Source organism: Bacillus sp. M6-12, from assembly GCF_002860285.1.
Taxonomy (GTDB): Bacteria; Bacillota; Bacilli; order Bacillales; family DSM-1321; genus Peribacillus.
Genome location: NZ_PGVF01000009.1, coordinates 194,475 through 209,695, shown reverse-complemented (window position 1 = coordinate 209,695; position 15,221 = coordinate 194,475). Strand labels below are relative to the sequence as shown.

At 37.6% G+C, this 15,221-nt stretch carries 19 protein-coding genes; 4 read left to right on the top strand and 15 right to left on the bottom strand.

Features of this window, described 5'->3' with window-relative positions:
* Positions 1-8: 8 nt before the first annotated feature.
* Together CVD28_RS12790 and CVD28_RS12785 are read right to left on the bottom strand one after the other, a co-directional pair.
* Positions 9-464 carry an SgcJ/EcaC family oxidoreductase gene (locus tag CVD28_RS12790; RefSeq protein WP_101592753.1) on the bottom strand — a complete coding sequence of 152 codons (456 nt, stop codon included), beginning with the start codon at positions 462-464 and terminating at the stop codon, positions 9-11.
* A gap of 336 nt (positions 465-800) precedes the next feature.
* A complete protein-coding gene (locus CVD28_RS12785; protein WP_101592752.1) occupies positions 801-1,730 on the bottom strand; it encodes a D-2-hydroxyacid dehydrogenase in 930 nt (309 codons plus the stop codon).
* Positions 1,731-2,233: 503 nt separating this feature from the next.
* On the opposite strand from CVD28_RS12785, the gene CVD28_RS12775 reads away from it, so the two are divergent.
* Positions 2,234-3,505, top strand: coding sequence for a YeeE/YedE family protein (locus CVD28_RS12775; protein ID WP_374702524.1), 1,272 nt, complete (start codon positions 2,234-2,236; stop codon positions 3,503-3,505).
* 285 nt (positions 3,506-3,790) lie between these two features.
* Here CVD28_RS12775 and hemG read toward each other — a convergent pair whose 3' ends face one another.
* The 5 genes from hemG to CVD28_RS12755 all read right to left on the bottom strand — a co-directional run bounded on the left by hemG (position 3,791) and on the right by CVD28_RS12755 (position 7,224).
* Positions 3,791-5,176 (bottom strand): protoporphyrinogen oxidase, encoded by a 1,386-nt coding sequence (hemG, locus tag CVD28_RS12770; protein WP_101592750.1) that lies wholly within the window; start codon positions 5,174-5,176, stop codon positions 3,791-3,793.
* A 32-nt stretch (positions 5,177-5,208) separates the two neighbouring features.
* Positions 5,209-5,610, bottom strand: coding sequence for a hypothetical protein (locus CVD28_RS12765; protein ID WP_142384772.1), 402 nt, complete (start codon positions 5,608-5,610; stop codon positions 5,209-5,211).
* Between the two features lie 66 nt (positions 5,611-5,676).
* A complete protein-coding gene (locus CVD28_RS12760; protein WP_101592748.1) occupies positions 5,677-6,219 on the bottom strand; it encodes an RNA polymerase subunit sigma in 543 nt (180 codons plus the stop codon).
* 2 nt (positions 6,220-6,221) lie between these two features.
* On the bottom strand, positions 6,222-6,365 hold the full coding sequence (locus tag CVD28_RS28095) for a hypothetical protein (RefSeq protein WP_180954147.1): 144 nt from the start codon (positions 6,363-6,365) through the stop codon (positions 6,222-6,224).
* 610 nt (positions 6,366-6,975) lie between these two features.
* Positions 6,976-7,224, bottom strand: a complete 249-nt coding sequence (locus CVD28_RS12755) for a hypothetical protein (protein ID WP_101592747.1) — start codon at positions 7,222-7,224, stop codon at positions 6,976-6,978.
* Between the two features lie 123 nt (positions 7,225-7,347).
* Between CVD28_RS12755 and CVD28_RS12750 the strand changes: the two genes are divergently transcribed.
* Entirely contained in the window at positions 7,348-7,785 is a 438-nt protein-coding gene (locus CVD28_RS12750; RefSeq protein ID WP_101592746.1) for a hypothetical protein, read from the top strand.
* A 423-nt stretch (positions 7,786-8,208) separates the two neighbouring features.
* Here the strand turns inward: CVD28_RS12750 and CVD28_RS12745 are convergent, their stop codons facing one another.
* From CVD28_RS12745 to CVD28_RS12720, 6 genes are all read right to left on the bottom strand, one after another.
* On the bottom strand, positions 8,209-8,718 hold the full coding sequence (locus tag CVD28_RS12745) for a GNAT family N-acetyltransferase (protein ID WP_101592745.1): 510 nt from the start codon (positions 8,716-8,718) through the stop codon (positions 8,209-8,211).
* Positions 8,719-8,894: 176 nt separating this feature from the next.
* The gene (locus CVD28_RS12740) at positions 8,895-9,671 is read right to left on the bottom strand and encodes a 2-keto-4-pentenoate hydratase (protein ID WP_101592744.1); all 777 of its coding nucleotides are present in this window, start codon (positions 9,669-9,671) and stop codon (positions 8,895-8,897) included.
* A gap of 11 nt (positions 9,672-9,682) precedes the next feature.
* A complete protein-coding gene (locus CVD28_RS12735; protein ID WP_257985853.1) occupies positions 9,683-9,913 on the bottom strand; it encodes a 2-hydroxymuconate tautomerase in 231 nt (76 codons plus the stop codon).
* A gap of 57 nt (positions 9,914-9,970) precedes the next feature.
* Positions 9,971-10,399 carry a DoxX family protein gene (locus CVD28_RS12730; RefSeq protein ID WP_101592742.1) on the bottom strand — a complete coding sequence of 143 codons (429 nt, stop codon included), beginning with the start codon at positions 10,397-10,399 and terminating at the stop codon, positions 9,971-9,973.
* A gap of 47 nt (positions 10,400-10,446) precedes the next feature.
* Positions 10,447-11,238, bottom strand: coding sequence for a dioxygenase family protein (locus CVD28_RS12725; protein ID WP_101592741.1), 792 nt, complete (start codon positions 11,236-11,238; stop codon positions 10,447-10,449).
* Positions 11,239-11,265: 27 nt separating this feature from the next.
* Positions 11,266-11,910, bottom strand: a complete 645-nt coding sequence (locus CVD28_RS12720) for an alpha/beta hydrolase (protein ID WP_101592740.1) — start codon at positions 11,908-11,910, stop codon at positions 11,266-11,268.
* 233 nt (positions 11,911-12,143) lie between these two features.
* On the opposite strand from CVD28_RS12720, the gene CVD28_RS12715 reads away from it, so the two are divergent.
* Together CVD28_RS12715 and CVD28_RS12710 are read left to right on the top strand one after the other, a co-directional pair.
* Positions 12,144-12,683 (top strand): helix-turn-helix domain-containing protein, encoded by a 540-nt coding sequence (locus tag CVD28_RS12715; protein WP_101592739.1) that lies wholly within the window; start codon positions 12,144-12,146, stop codon positions 12,681-12,683.
* Between the two features lie 228 nt (positions 12,684-12,911).
* A complete protein-coding gene (locus CVD28_RS12710; RefSeq protein WP_101592738.1) occupies positions 12,912-13,181 on the top strand; it encodes a hypothetical protein in 270 nt (89 codons plus the stop codon).
* 315 nt (positions 13,182-13,496) lie between these two features.
* Here CVD28_RS12710 and CVD28_RS12705 read toward each other — a convergent pair whose 3' ends face one another.
* Together CVD28_RS12705 and CVD28_RS12700 are read right to left on the bottom strand one after the other, a co-directional pair.
* Positions 13,497-14,231 (bottom strand): polysaccharide deacetylase family protein, encoded by a 735-nt coding sequence (locus CVD28_RS12705; protein WP_101592829.1) that lies wholly within the window; start codon positions 14,229-14,231, stop codon positions 13,497-13,499.
* Positions 14,232-14,391: 160 nt separating this feature from the next.
* Positions 14,392-14,901, bottom strand: a complete 510-nt coding sequence (locus CVD28_RS12700; RefSeq protein WP_257985852.1) for a hypothetical protein — start codon at positions 14,899-14,901, stop codon at positions 14,392-14,394.
* Between the last annotated feature and the right edge of the window lie 320 nt (positions 14,902-15,221).

Below are 15,221 nucleotides of genomic sequence, written 5' to 3'. Positions count from 1 at the left end.
ACTTTCTGTTACTTCTGTTTTATACTTTGCCTTAATTCTTCAGTCATTAGCTCAACTAAGTCTGGTCTCCCGTGAAACTGAGCAGGTGTATTTTGAAAGAGCTGAATTTTCCAATCATTGTTTATCTTTTCAGCAACCAAAGTTTGGTGGGCATTTACCTTAGGTTCAATATCGTTTTTTCCTGGTGGAATCATTCCTGCAATGGCATGTAATATTGCGGCATCCGATCCTATGTGGCGCACATCTTTTACCTTGGTTATAAAAGAAGCTGTAGGATGGCTTTCAAAAATTGGGTTAAGATGTGAAAAAATCTCTTTTGATCCGATTACCTTACTGCCATCAAATCCAATTTGCACTCCCTGTTCAGTGAATAGTACAGCCATTCCCTTCGCGTCTCTATTATTCCATGCATTGATTATTTCTTGATAAAGTCCTTCCATTTCCTTGCGTACATATTCATCCATCTTATTCCCGCCCTTAACTGTCCTTATATCCACATATTTTGCTAATTAATCGTAATATATCATTGTTATCATAAACAAGTTCTTTTCGATTTTTTTGTTCGAAAATTAACAGAGACCTATTTTGTTTAAGACACAAGCAATTTACTATTTTTTTATTTGCTTTTAATCAATAGTCAAGGCCATGTCAGAAGATAGGCAAAAGCCCTTCTACCACGAAGGTCCCTTTTAAGATCAACAAAACAACAATATTATTTAACATAGCCTAACTCTTAAAAGAAAAATTGATGAACTATTCTTTGTTGATGTGTTATCTGGCCCGGGCTGGATCTATGTCTATCAGTAACCCTTCAAAAAATCAACCTTATTTGGCAGCGGTTCGTTATTTTCTACTTTGCTTAACGTTTCTAGAAAGCATGTGATGGCTTCACTTAGTTCTGTTAAAGCGGAAATATGAGGGGTAATGGTAACATTCTCTCTTGCCCACAGGCTTGAATTTTTGGGAAGTGGTTCCTCCGCTAATACATCAAGGATAGCGGACTGCAAGTTCCCGGTGTCCAGTGCTTCGATAAGAGCATCCTCATCCACTGTTGCCCCCCTGCCAACATTAATGAAAGAACCATTCAGCTGGCTGAAAAATTCTTTATTAAACATCATGCTAGTTTCCTTTGTCAGCGGCAGCGTACTGATAACCCAATCCGCTATAGATGGTAAATGAGCTGCAGATGCTGTATCGGAAACCTCATTAAAATGATGCTTTGATTTTCCGCTTTGAGACACTCCGATAACATTGGCACCAAAAAAATCAAAAGTTTTCGCCACCTCTTGGCCAATAGCCCCTGTCCCATAAATTACAATTGTCTGGTCGCGCAGCATTTTAGGTGTTCTCTGCTCCCATGCCTTTTCCCTTTGCTTTTGCTGAAATTCCTGATGATATTGCAGTTCACGGAGTATATAGCTTAAGCAGTATTCACTGATCCGCTGGCCAAACGAACATACCGTACGAGTAAGCAGGACATTATGATCCTTCAAGCCTTCAATCTCCAGATAGTTATTTACACCAGCATTAAAGGAATGAACCCATTTAATATTCGCTAAATGAAACGATGGACATGGTTTGAACCCGACATATGCGTCAGCCCAGCTTAGATCATTTTCCGTAATATCCTCGGCAGACAAAAACCGGAACTCCTTTGACAGATATTCCGGAACATATTTTTTGAATTCCTCTTCATAATTTCCTGCTATAAGTATATTTTTAATCATCATATGTACACCCCGTTTTTAAAGGATCATGTTTTAATAAACACATTTTACCATTGAAAACCAGGGATGGTAGCTGTAAATAAAACTATTCCTGCTAGATTAAAGGTATTTTAATATCCTCGCCAACTTCGAGGATGGGTCCTTAACAGGATCGAAAATCATAATATACTCATTTTGGCCACTCTCTACTGCACCCTTATTAAAAATAGGAACAATGTTCCTCCCGCTGATTGTAAAAATACACCGGATTGCTGTTTATCAAATTTTCTAGCATTAAGGAGTTTGTGCCCGAGCCTGCTCATTACTTTGAATTCCATTTCGTCAGAATCTCTCATCAGTTTTGTATCAGAACCAGTCAGAACTACTCGTGTTTTTGCAGGGGTTTGAAAGTTTATGCGGTTATTCATTTCTAATGGTAAACAATTCTCTTTACTTATCGTAATTATTATATTAATATAATTAGGTCTTAATTCTTACTAAACTTATCGGTTATGAGGTGAAATAAATTGTCACATACAACTTTAGATACAGCAGCAAAATTGGACCATAAATCATGGAATCAAAAATCTACTACTTTTGTTACTAACCTAAGCCCGATGCAAAAGGGATTAGTTTCACTGGGAATTCTAGCTTCTATTATTCTATTGATTGCTATCGTCCAATCCGTTAATTGGATTCAGGGGAGTCTTTTTATTATTGGATTATTGCTTGGAGCTACATTGCTTTATGCCCGTTTTGGTTTTACATCTGCTTTTCGCCGGCTTGTTTCTGTCGGTAATGTTCAGGGGCTCCAGGCTCACATGGTATTGTTAGCCATCGCTTCCACATTATTTGCCATAATCCTTAGCACAGGTTTTTCTTTTACTGATGTAACACCAAAGGGTCTTGTTTCCCCTGTTGGAGTTAGCCTCTTGGTTGGTGCCTTTCTATTTGGAATTGGCATGCAGCTTGGAAATGGATGTGCTTCAGGAACACTGTACAGCCTGGGTGGAGGTTCTACAAGCATGATTTTAACACTTGCAGCCTTCATTACAGGTTCAACTGTTGGTGCTTACCACTTTACATTCTGGATGGAAGACACTCCATCCCTTCCGCCGATTTCTTTGGCTGAATCAACTGGCCTTGGCTACTTTGGGGCATGGGTGGTTCAAATGGTTCTCTTTACTGCGATTTACTTTATTACGATTGCGATTGCGAAAAAGAAAAACCCGCCAATGATGAAGCCTCTTCCGACTACAACTGGCTGGAAAAAGGTATTGCGCGGTTCTTGGCCATTATTTGCAGCTGCCATTGTTTTAGCGTTACTGAACGCTTTAACCTTAGCGGTAAAAGGATCTCCGTGGGGAATCACTTCTGCTTTCGCTCTTTGGGGCGGAAAAGCGCTTATGGCAACAGGTGTTGATGTTTCTGCCTGGGGTTACTTTGCGGGTCCAAACGGAGCGGCTCTTAAGAATACGGTACTAGCTGATCCTACAAGTGTTATGAACTTTGGAATTATCCTGGGTGCATTTATTGCTTCTTCTTTCCAAGGTACTTTTAAACCCAAGAAGATTAAGCCTGGTGTAGCCGGAGCGGCTATTGTCGGCGGACTTTTGATGGGATACGGAGCACGCCTTGCATTCGGCTGCAACATTGGAGCCTACTTCAGCGGAATCTCATCCTTCAGTCTTCATGGCTGGATTTGGGCCGTTATGGCGATGCTTGGAACCTTCGCAGCTCTATTTATTCGTCCATTGTTCGGATTGAAAAATCCATCATCAAAAGATACTTTCTGTTAATAAAAAGTCAAAGGGCTTGGTTTCTAACCGAGCCTTTTTATTGTGTTCAGTATACTTGACCGTCAAAATTCTTTGGATATCCATATTGAGAACTAAAGTCCGTGTTTTGTTTTGTTCAGTTCAGTAATCTCTTATTTACAAAGAAGCATCCTAATGAAATTTATTAAATAAAAAGTACCCTCTAAAGCAGATACTTTAAAAAGTCTGCCTATAGGGTACGGTTTTAGTTTGAATTTTTCTGGAGTGAAACCGATTATTACATCCGTGCATCCCATCATTATAATATTATAACTTTTCAATAATTTTCTTCGCCGTGCTTTCGCCGTTTTCAATGCAGTCTGGTATGCCGACTCCATAATACGAGCAGCCGGCCAGCCAAATACCCGGATAATGCTCACCAAGCCTGTTTTCCAAAGCGGCTACTGTTTCCGGATGGCTAATCAAATAGTTGGGCATGCTTTCCGTCCAATTGGTTACTTCGCTTACGACCTGCTCTGCTTTTATGCCGAGACTCTTTTCAATATCCTTCAAAGCTTGCTTAAGCATTTCCTCTTGGCTCATTTCTTTTAATGAAGCGAATTCGGGAAGGCTGCTTTTATAAAATAACCTTACAAGCAGGTTTCCGCTTTCAGATGTATGTTTCCATTTCCGGCTTGTCCATGTGCATGCATTACATAATATATCGTCCGAATTGGCAGTGATAAAGCCCGTTCCGTCCGCTGGAAGCTCACTGTCCGGAATATCAAAGCCGACATATACCGAGATAAGGGAGCTGTTCTTCAGTCCCGCAAATTCTTCTGCCAGTACCGGATCTGCGATCAATGGTTCAGCCGCATTATGTGGTATGCTGAGGATGACATGATCTGCTTCAATGATTTCCCCAGTTGATAAAGCAACTTGATAACGTCCATCAGACTTTTCGATTTTTTCAGCACTTGTGTTCTTAAAAATCTCTGAAGCATCCAACTGGTCTTCATAAGCATTGATTAATGCTCCGAGTCCGCCTTTAAATGAAATAAATTTACCTTCACCTGAGCTCTGCCATACATTCTTATTGTCTTCAAAGCCTTTTATGATGCTGCCGTACTTTTCTTTGTAATCGAACACTTGAGGAAGGGTTTTTGCAATCGTTAAGTCACTGAGGTCCCCGGAATAAACGCCTGAAAGCACCGGAGCGATTTGCTTTTCCACTAATTCTTTTCCAAGAAAGTATTCCAAAAATTCACCGATCGAACTATTCTTTGTAAAGTTTTTATTTTTAGTATATAAGTCCTTTAAGGCTTCAACTTTTCCCTTTGCTGAAACAAGTGTACTTTTTGCCAATGATTCTACGCTGGCTGGAATACCGAATACAGCATCCGGCGGGATTAGCTTTAACTCTCCATCACTGTAAATGAATGACTTTCCAGCAGCATTATATGCTACTTCCTCTTCCAAACCGAGCACCTTGATAAAGTCCATTCCAATTGCTTTTCGGGTCACCATCGAGTCTGCTCCTGCCTCCATCACAAAGCCGCCCTCTTTAACTGTACGGATTTTTCCGCCCAGCTCAGGTGACGCCTCTGCAAGAACCAGCCTTACATCAGCTTTATTTTCCTTTTTCCATTTATTCAACTCATACATTGCGGCCAGCCCTGTAACGCCTCCGCCGATTACAACTACTGTTTTCACGTACGAACACCTCTGTTTATATCCAATAATACCTAAAGTGTACCATAATATAGATTGAAGATAACGTTTTGCCATGACCCCTCAACCCTCATAAGATCATTTTTCACAAATTTGCCCCAACTGATTTGAACCATTGGTACATCAAAGTGAATATATGTAGAATAAAATCGCAAATAAAACATAATGTAACTCTGGGATTTCAGTTTTCTTCCTATGGGCATGAGCTTTTCTTTCTCGATCCCCTCTTTTTTTAACAGTGGAGCATAATACTCATATTCTCTGGAATTTAAGAAGCTATTAAAACTGCGGGTAACCATAATTAAATTGGCTCCAAATATCATATAGTAAGCTATTAATTGTTCATTAAGCTCTGGAAAGCGACCTGGGTGATAGAGAATCATGTCTGGTTTTTGGAAAAGATGCATTCTTTCCATAAACACCATTTCATTTATACATGCCACTGCTGAATATTCACTGTCTATTCCCCCGAAAAAACTTTCTTATTGAATCGGCATAAAAGCTACCTGCCATATGCCACCTTCATTTTGGATCATTTGGAAGCCAGATTTCACTCCTGAATTTTTACTTGATTCAAATTCAATATACCCTTCGAAATCGCTTGTTTTTACAAAGATTCCTTTTTCCAAATTTTTATATTGTGCCGCAATCTGTTCTCTCGTTCCCCTATCTGCTGCAGGGATATTTTTATCCTCTTCCATCGACCATTGGATGCGATCCTCCCTATCTGTATAGAGAGCGTATACTACTTCAGTGTCTTGAACATAAGCTGCATAAACATATAATTTTGCGACGTTTATCGGTCCCAAGTCCTTTAAATGCCTTACATCTAAATCCTTCTTAAAACTGCTGTAGGCCTGTTCTTCTGCTGCACTTAATACAAATAGTTCCCCTTTACCCTCTTCTGATTGAGTTGCAGGGGTTTGCTCTGATGCCAGCAAAGGTTCCGCATTTTCTTTGGAATCATTCAGATTGTCTTTTACAAAATAAGCACCAACAAGCACTAAAATGATTGTTGCAGCCACGCTTAACATCCGGGAAAACAATCACTTTGCTTTTTCTGACGCTTAATATTATTCAATATGTCTTGTTTGTGCTGAGGCAGAAACTTTTCACCCTGGAATACTGTCTTGTCCATGGCAATGCGAATATCTGACAGTTTATCTTTCATAAGAATTACCTCTCTTCTAATATTCTCCCCAATATCTCCCTGCCCCTTTTTAATCGGGTTTTAATGGTATTTTAAAATTTTATCTCAGACCACTGGCACTTTTTTCATATTAAAGATACTCCCGCCATCTTCGATATATCTTTTATATTTGCCATATACACACCTTTTTTAACTTTCTGCTTGCTCTGAAATGCGTTTCATAATTTAAGCTTTCTGTATTAATAAGGAAGAGGTTTTTAATATGATTTTCCTAATAGGAATTCACTCTTACCTTTCTAATATAGTTCTAATCTGATTATTATCATCATTTACTATTTCAAAGTATCAGAAAAGGTCACTGGTTAAAAATGTATCGGAACAAAAGATAAAAGATTATTACAGCCTTTTGTTTGATGTATATTAGTAAACATTAAATACAATAAGATAAAATGAAATCCAATTTGCCTATATCAAAGCCTCTTTAGAAAATAACTCAAAGGGGCTGTTTTTTTGGATAAAAAATCCAAACATGCAGCTCCCTGCTAAGTGGTTTAATATTTTCATAACTAACCTGTCCCTTTAGTGAAATCACAAAAGACTCCCTGCTGGCAGGTTTTACCTTCTTCTTGATTTACTTGCGTTTTTTTATGGACAGCAGTCTGGACTTCGCGTTTTGGAAATCAAAGTTGTCCTCAATCCTAATGAGTGTATCAATTAGTTCCTTATCTGCCTCTTGAACAATGTTATCTAACCTTTGTATTATTCTCTCAGTTTCCTCCAAGCTCATTCCGTTATCCTCTTTTGTTTCTTTTATATATGATTTAAGACTACCAACCTCATCCAGGATCTTTGTCATTGTATCGTATAATTCTCTATTCATCTGCTGCATCTCCTTAGCTAATTATTCTTTTCATTGCTTTACCCTCCATAGTTATAAAAAAACAGAGAAAATGAGAAATTCAACAAGTTAGGCAGTTATTGAAAACTAATTTTTCGCAAAGAAATGGAAGCATATGCAACACATTTTGGAGCCGTCGAAGAAGAACTAAGAGCAAAATTATATGAAATAGAAGAAAGAGAAAGTGAGAAAGAAGAGAAAGAGCTGGAAAAAATGGAGGAAAATCTTGATAGCATATACGCTAAAGAGGCAAAGAAGCTGGAAAAGGTTAATGCTTTTATAGAGAACGATCTTGAGGAACTTATTAACCCCCTAATAGTTGATGAACTCGATCTAGAATATACAGTTGAGGCTGATGAGCATATCATTGGAAATATTGATGTATTGTTTGATTTTGAGCAAGAAAGCAGACAAGGAAAAGAATTGCGCAAAGCATCAATCCAGGAATTTGGCGACGGAGATCCCGATGCTGAGTATCAAATTTCACTTATGTCTAGTGACGATAAAGTAATTGCATGGATAGACTGCCCAATAGAGAATTAGCTATTGTGGAAGTAGTAGTTGAAGAAGCAAATCTTAGCTGAAAAAATTCTGGAAGAGGCTACTATAATTCGACAAAACCATCTTTTTTCCTTTTAGATAGAAACTTTATGGTTAATTAATTCACTTTTTATAAGTTGAACCATGAGCTTTCTTTGACATCTTAAGTCCTCATCTCAATAACTGCTATAAGCCATAAAAAAATTGAACCATCTGAAACGGTTCAATTCGCATGTATTTTACCAGGGCAGTTATACCGTATTAAATGTACTTTTTTAAACAATCAAGACACTGTTTAACTTGGCTGTTGAATTCCGCAGTGACGGTTCGGGAGCTTCCTCGGCATCTAACAAGATTCTCTTTCTTTGCCCTATAAGTAAATCCTTTAGGAATGACTAATTCATCATTAGGTTCGAGCATAGTAATTTAATTGTTATTTTTATAATAGAAGATAGTCGCGGCCAATTCACCATTCGCTGATTTGGCATAGTTGGGAATCCTGCCTGCTTGAATATAATCTAATGAAGTATATAGTTTATTCGAAGTATCTCCTTCTCGTGTATCAAGAACGATTAATGTCCTCTCCTTCTTTTTTGCCATTTCTTCAGCACTTTGCATAAGAGTACGGCCAATACCGTTTCGTCGATAATTAGGGTGTGCCATTAATTTTGCAATTTCAGCTCTATGCTTTCCATTCTGTTTTTCCGTTAAATGAAGCTGAACACTTCCAACTATCTTCTTGTTTAATTTAGCCACAAGTAAGATCACTTCCGGGCTAAGGACTGTTTCCCAGTATTTTACGGCATCCTGTTTACTCATTGGCGGTAAAAAACCAATCGAAGCGCCTTCTTCAACCACCTTGATTAAAAGCTCTGAAAGCTCTTCAAGATTTGCTTCCAATGAAAATATTTGTTCAATTTTTAAAGTTTCGCCCAAGACAATCACCTCTACTTGAATTAGTTGATATCTATAGATTATGGAATTATTATCTAATTTCTGCAACTATATGTTAATAGTTGAATAGAAAATTAGTTAATTATCTTTACTCCAGTTCCATAGAATAAAAAAAGAGCTGCCGCAGCAACTCGTTGTGAAACTTTTGCATCCCCTCATTACCTTACTTCTAAAGAAACAGTGTCCATGCTTTCATATTGTGTTATCACATGGTCTCCTTTTTTTAACATTACAGCCTCTGTGATTCCCCCCGTTAAAATGACCGACCCTTTTTCGATTTTTCTTTGTCCGTCGGTATATAACATGTTAGCCAGCATTGCTGCAGAGTTTGCCGGGCTCCCTAAGACCGCTGAACTTACACCGCTTGCCCGTAATTCTCCATTTATTATCATTGATACCTTAATTGAATCAACTTCAAAATCCAAGGGATCGAAATATTTATTACCAAAAACCACCTTTGATGCAGACGTATTATCGGCAACAACATCAGGCAGTTTAAACTTGAAATTTTCATATCGGCTATCAATTATTTCTAAAACAGGCTGGATCCATTTTGTTTTTGCTAATACTTGTTCACCAGTTATTCCAGGCCCTTCAATGTCTTCTCCGAGGATAAAGGCAATCTCAGCTTCCACTTTTGGACGTATGAAATCCTCAATTATTATATGATTATTTTGAACATTCATATAGTCAAAGATATACCCGTAAATAGGTTCATGAATGTTCATTTGTTTCATTTTTGCCGGACTAGTAAGACCCATCTTGTAAGCAATAACCTTGTGGCCCAACTCTCTTTTTATGGTAACTAGTTCATTTTGCACCTTATATCCCATTGAAAGATTAAATTCGGGATTCTTATCTGTAATACAAGAAACCGCCTGTATCTTTTTCTCAGCATGTATTAAAACTTCCGCCAAGTCTCTGTAGTCGAGCATTCATATTCCTCCTAATCCGGCATCTCGCTTTTTAATGTGTCGCCCACTGCAAAACGGTTTTTCGGTACTTCACTTACAATGACACGGATACTTGTTAATGGCGCACCAAGCGATTCGTGAACGGTGCGTGCAACATTACGGATGCATTTTTCAATCGTCTCCTGATCTCTTCCCTCGAGCATCGTAATTTGAATAATTGGCATACTTTTATCCTCCTGATTCAATCTGCAAAAAGAAAGCATTACCTCTGTAAATGAAGTAATGCGTTAGATAAGAATAGTTCTTTTCTTTTTAATAAATTAATTTACGGATCTTGCGTTTACTGTTTCTTTCCCTTTGAAGATAAATTGATCAAGTGAATAAGCCTTAGAGCCAGTGACCGCAATCGATAATGCCATCGCCAAGAAAGCTAAATCTAATTCATAGCCGGCCGACTGGCCATTTCCTAAAAAGCCTGCCGCTAATTTCACTTTAACAATAGCTCCAACCATTAGTAACGCGTACAAGCCTGAAACAGCTCTGCTAAAAAAACCAACTACTAATGCAATTCCGCCCACAACTTCTAATAATGCCACAACATAAGCAAGAAACCCTGGCAGTCCGATGCTGCCAAACCACCCAGCTGTATTTTCAATTCCTCCTTGGAATTTAACTAATCCGTGAATAAAGAATGATACGCCTAATACGACCCTTAATATCAAATTACTTATTTCAAATTTTTTTTCCATTTTTTGCACCTCCAAGTGTTGTTGTAATTGAAATTGATTGATTAACTCTATTTAGACTCACCAAATTGCCAAACACTGTGGCTAAGGTTTCCATAACGGTAGCTGAGATGCAGAAGTTTTGCGCTTCTGTCCTGATCGGCTGCACCCATCGCATAAAAAAGCGGAATAAAGTGTTCATTCCCGTATGGCGGGACGGCAAACTCAGCTGCCGGAGCCAGTGTGCTGTAGTTAAACAGGTCTTCCAGATCCCAAGTATTTATACGCCGTGCCAGCCATTCATCAAAACCAAGCGCCCACTGATCGATAGTACCCTGATCACTGCCCATTCTTACAGCCCTAAGATTATGAACAGTTCCCCCGCTGGCAATGATCAAAATTTCATTTTCCCTTAATTGTGATAAAGATTTTCCAATTGTGTATTGCTCCTCAGGTGTAAGGTTAGGGTTTACAGACATTGAAATGACCGGAATATCAGCATTAGGATAAAGCATCTTTAGAACTACCCAAGCCCCATGATCTAATCCCCGTGTTGTATCCTCTTCAAAAGGAATACCCTGTTTAGAAAACAATTCAGCAATACTGTTTGTAACTGTCCCGCTGCCCTTGGCCGGGTATTTAATACGGTATAAAGCTTCTGGAAATCCGCCAAAATCATAAATAGTTTCAAATTCATCCACATTGCTTACTTTTTGAACATTTGACTCCCAGTGTGCTGAAAACAGCACTATTGCTTTTGGCTTAGGCAAAAGAGTACCTAATGATTGTAAAAACTGTGTGTATTCGTTATTCTCAATCGCTAATAACGGCGCTCCATGAGCAACAAACAAAGATGGCATCATAACTTACTTTTCCTCCCAAACTCTTTATTATTTTTCTAAATCATTAAGCAGCCATTTTGTAAAATCCTGCTGATTCTTTAATGAAACAGTATGCCCTTCTTTATAGGATTGAAAGGTTACATTTGCTCCTAACTGCCGGAAAAACTCATTGCTATCTAATCCCCATTCATAAGGAAGAATATTGTCCAATTCTCCGTGTGAAATAAACAAAGAAAGCTTATCAACTGGTTTTAAGGAGTATTCTTCCTTAACGAATCCTGGTATATATCCGCTCAAAGCTATAATCCCTTTTATTCGATTTTCCAATGTTAAACCTAGTGTCATGGAAACGATCGCACCTTGGCTAAACCCTAGCAGATACAATTGGCTGGCATCTATTGGATATTGCTCAGTTGCATAATCAATAAAGCTGGTTAGCTGGCTTATTCCATAATCAAACACTTGTCTGTCAGGTTTCCCATAGCCTTGAATCGTAAAATAAGCGAAGCCTGGAGGTTGTGACAAATGACCGCGAACACTAAAAATATAAAATGTATCTTCCAGCCCATCGACAAGCGAAAGCATGTTTTTTTCATTGCTGCCCATTCCATGCATTACAAAAAGGGCTGGATAGGTTTTATTTGGTACAATCTGAGATGGTTTTTTAAGTTCATAAATCATCGGTGAATTCAACCAGAATCATCCCTTCTTTTTAATTTTCCTTATATGAAGATCTGAAAGGAATCATTTTCATATAAGAATATAATATTCGTATTAGGAAACAACCAGACAAAAAAATATTTTTAAAAAGTTTCTTAATATGAATAATTGTTATCCATAAGATAACAAGAACAATTATAGATTGTCAATGTTTTTTTTGCTAATATATAAATATGTTTTTTATTAGGAAACTTTGAGGTGGTAAAATGGATATTGGTTCCAAGATCCGTGCAGTACGAAATAGAAAAAAAATCACCATTGCTCAAATGTGCGCAGGGACAGGTTTGTCAAAAGGATTTATTAGCAATGTCGAGAACAATAACACATCACCTTCGATTAACACACTAAATACTATTGCAGGGTTTCTGGGAGTACCTTTACCTTACTTGCTGCTAGAAAAGAAACAACACATGCGTGTCGTTCGAAAAGACTCGAGAGCAAACTCTTCTTTTAACAATTTAAAGATCGAGCATTTGAGTTCAAAGGGAGGAATTAGAATGATGATAGTTGAATTCCCTCCCGGAACCTCGATTGGAGAACCGCATGCACATGAGGGTGAGGAGTGCCATTTAGTTTTAGAAGGAAAAGTTTTAGCAGAACAAGGAGAAGATTCCTTTATTGTAGAAGAAGGTGATTCCTTCAGCTGGAATGCAAGTGTACCACACTACGTTAAAAACATTGGAGATTCCAAAGCTGTAGTTTTAATCTCGATTTATTCAGACACTGAATTGCATGATGTATTATAAAAAATCGAAAAGTGTTGGAAAAAAGGCTTCACCCTAAAGTCAGCAATATTGCTGACTTTTTTGGGCAGTTTTTTTAGACGAATTGGGCACTCTTCTCTTACATTTCCAATTAGGATTTCTTTAGTTTTGCAGACATTGGTGCAGCATCAAAAAATTAAATTAACACAAAACCTTAAGCATAAACTTAATAAGAATTTTAAAGTAAATGGTAAAAAGAGGAGCGTTTGTATGAATAATACAGATCCAAACTCAGAACAAAATGACCAACAAACAATACCTTCCAGCCTAAGGCTTGCCCTAATCGCATCCATACTTACAACAATTGCTGATGGTATTGGAACCATATCAGCTCTGGCAGCTATTGATGAACAAGAAGCTGCTAATGAAAAAGAGAAACAAGCTCAAAAAGATTTAGATGATAAATTTCAAAAAGTACAACTGCAAATTGATAAATTAACAAATGAATTATCCAGATTGAAATATCGGAGTTTTAAATAATGATATAAAATGGGTCATCTCCATGTAAATCAGGGCTCTTCAATAATTAATGTATTGCGTATTTTGTGTTTAAAACGACAAAACAGCCAGTTTTTCTTGAACTAACCTGTCCCTAAAGTTCGGTGAGAAAAGGCCGTTAACAGCCGATTCTTCAGGAAACGTAACCGTTTAGTCAAAAAGCAGCAGTGCTGCACCATAGAGCAGGGAAATTAATAACGTCCTTCCATAGCAGGTGAACAAGAATGTTATTTCTATAAACACTCCATCTTATCCTTGGTTCCAAAAGCACCGCGATTACATTGTTTAATAAAGCCTTTATTCTTCATTAACTATCTTTGCAAAGTCATCAAGAGTAGTTGAATTCTTAATATAGATTCGCGGTAAAAGATAGAGTTCATCTTTAATGCCCTTCCCAGAAAACGATTCAGGAGTTGTCGTAAGTCCATACAAGTAGTATTTCTTCGTTTCTTCTACAACCTTTTTATTACTGTTCCCGTAAGGATACGCAAGAGCAATAACAGGTTTGCCCGTAATTTTTTCTATTTTATCTTTGGACTCTTTCAGTTCATATTCATAATTTTTTATTTTCGTTAAATCAGGATGTGTGGCTGTATGAGACTGGATTGAGATGATTCCCGAATCAGCCGCCATTTTCAAATCCGACTGTGTTAATCGGCTGGGACGGCCTATAAAGTCAGAAATAACAAAAAAGGTACCAGTTGGCTGAAAGCGTTCGTTTTTCAGTTTTTGAAAGATTGCAAATGCATTAAGATTGTTTTTGTATCCATCATCAAAGGTAATGAAAATTGGTTTGTGTACTTTATTAATGTCTTGCCACCTATCAAATGTTAATAAAGTATAGCCGTGCTCTCGTAAATAAATCATTTGCTTCTCGAAGTTTTTCGGGGTTACATATAACTCCTTAGAACCCTTCCCTTTAAACTCATCGATAGAATGATAAATTAAAATAGGAACTTTTCGTTGAGCAAAAACTGGTGATGGAAGAATTAAGATAAAAAGAAATAGGAAAAACATTGCAGCCTTTTTCATAAAATTCCTCGCTTTATATTCTTTTTCCATTTATTCTTCCTCATTATTTTGTTAAATATGATTTCTCCAATATTTCATTCCTCTTCTTTTACAATAAGAAAAAGCTGCCAATATGGCAGCGGTATCTTGAAACAAAGTTATCTCAATAAGAATTTTTAATTTAGTAAGCTGGCTCTCCGTTTTCTGATTCAGTATCAAATCCCATTCCCCTTAGCAGCTGCTGGGTATAAGCTAAACTTTGCTCTGCCTGCCGCTGCCAGTTTATAACAGAATCCATAAACCCTTTATATTCACTTGGAGCATTTTCTCGCATAACCGCTAACCATTTCGTTACTTCCTTGTCTTGCTTTGACCCATTATTAACACATGCAACCATAGCTTTAATAATGGAATCATGGGATTCACCATTCTGCAATCGTTTTGCGCAGCCAACTGCTGTAACCCGGTGATAGGAGGCTGGAACAAGATGATTATGCATTTCTGAATTTCCTTTCAGATTTCTAGTGACAGGTATATGAAATAATTGCGTCGTCATTGAACAAACCATTTGTTCGCCGTTCAGACTGTAGTTTAAATACTCCAAAACAGAAGACCAGTCTTGCCTGTAGGGATAATAAAAGCTCAATACATTCACCCACTTTAATAAATTCCCTAACATTCTATGTATCATTTTATATTTTTGCCCCTATAGGTTATCAATTGGTCAAATTTATTGTATTAACCTGCTGTTAGTACAATTAGAAAAAGCAGCAGATAATGGCAGCAGTAAAATCAGTCTGCCGCCATTACGAGGCTAAACAAAAATCTGCCAATAGAATGGAAAAAAAAAGACCGATAATTTGAAATAAAAAGTGTTATAATTTAGTTAGAAAACAGAACAGAGCAACCTGGTTTTATCATTTTATCTGTATTGTCCTTTTTTCTAACCGCTTTTTCTTGCACACACCTGGCCCCCTTAGTTCAATATTAGAGGATTTTTATTTGAATAAT

Coding starts and splice junctions, on each gene's coding strand:
- CVD28_RS12700 (WP_257985852.1), bottom strand. CDS start 14,901: ATGATACATAGAATGTTAGGGAATTTATTAAAGTGGGTGAATGTATTG.
- CVD28_RS12740 (WP_101592744.1), bottom strand. CDS start 9,671: ATGCTCGACTACAGAGACTTGGCGGAAGTTTTAATACATGCTGAGAAA.
- CVD28_RS12785 (WP_101592752.1), bottom strand. CDS start 1,730: ATGATGATTAAAAATATACTTATAGCAGGAAATTATGAAGAGGAATTC.
- CVD28_RS12750 (WP_101592746.1), top strand. CDS start 7,348: ATGGAAGCATATGCAACACATTTTGGAGCCGTCGAAGAAGAACTAAGA.
- CVD28_RS12710 (WP_101592738.1), top strand. CDS start 12,912: ATGAATAATACAGATCCAAACTCAGAACAAAATGACCAACAAACAATA.
- CVD28_RS12755 (WP_101592747.1), bottom strand. CDS start 7,224: ATGAATAGAGAATTATACGATACAATGACAAAGATCCTGGATGAGGTT.
- CVD28_RS12705 (WP_101592829.1), bottom strand. CDS start 14,231: ATGAAAAAGGCTGCAATGTTTTTCCTATTTCTTTTTATCTTAATTCTT.
- CVD28_RS12790 (WP_101592753.1), bottom strand. CDS start 464: ATGGATGAATATGTACGCAAGGAAATGGAAGGACTTTATCAAGAAATA.
- CVD28_RS28095 (WP_180954147.1), bottom strand. CDS start 6,365: ATGAAAGATAAACTGTCAGATATTCGCATTGCCATGGACAAGACAGTA.
- CVD28_RS12730 (WP_101592742.1), bottom strand. CDS start 10,399: ATGGAAAAAAAATTTGAAATAAGTAATTTGATATTAAGGGTCGTATTA.
- CVD28_RS12765 (WP_142384772.1), bottom strand. CDS start 5,610: ATGGAAAGAATGCATCTTTTCCAAAAACCAGACATGATTCTCTATCAC.
- CVD28_RS12735 (WP_257985853.1), bottom strand. CDS start 9,913: ATGCTTTCTTTTTGCAGATTGAATCAGGAGGATAAAAGTATGCCAATT.
- CVD28_RS12715 (WP_101592739.1), top strand. CDS start 12,144: ATGGATATTGGTTCCAAGATCCGTGCAGTACGAAATAGAAAAAAAATC.
- CVD28_RS12725 (WP_101592741.1), bottom strand. CDS start 11,238: ATGATGCCATCTTTGTTTGTTGCTCATGGAGCGCCGTTATTAGCGATT.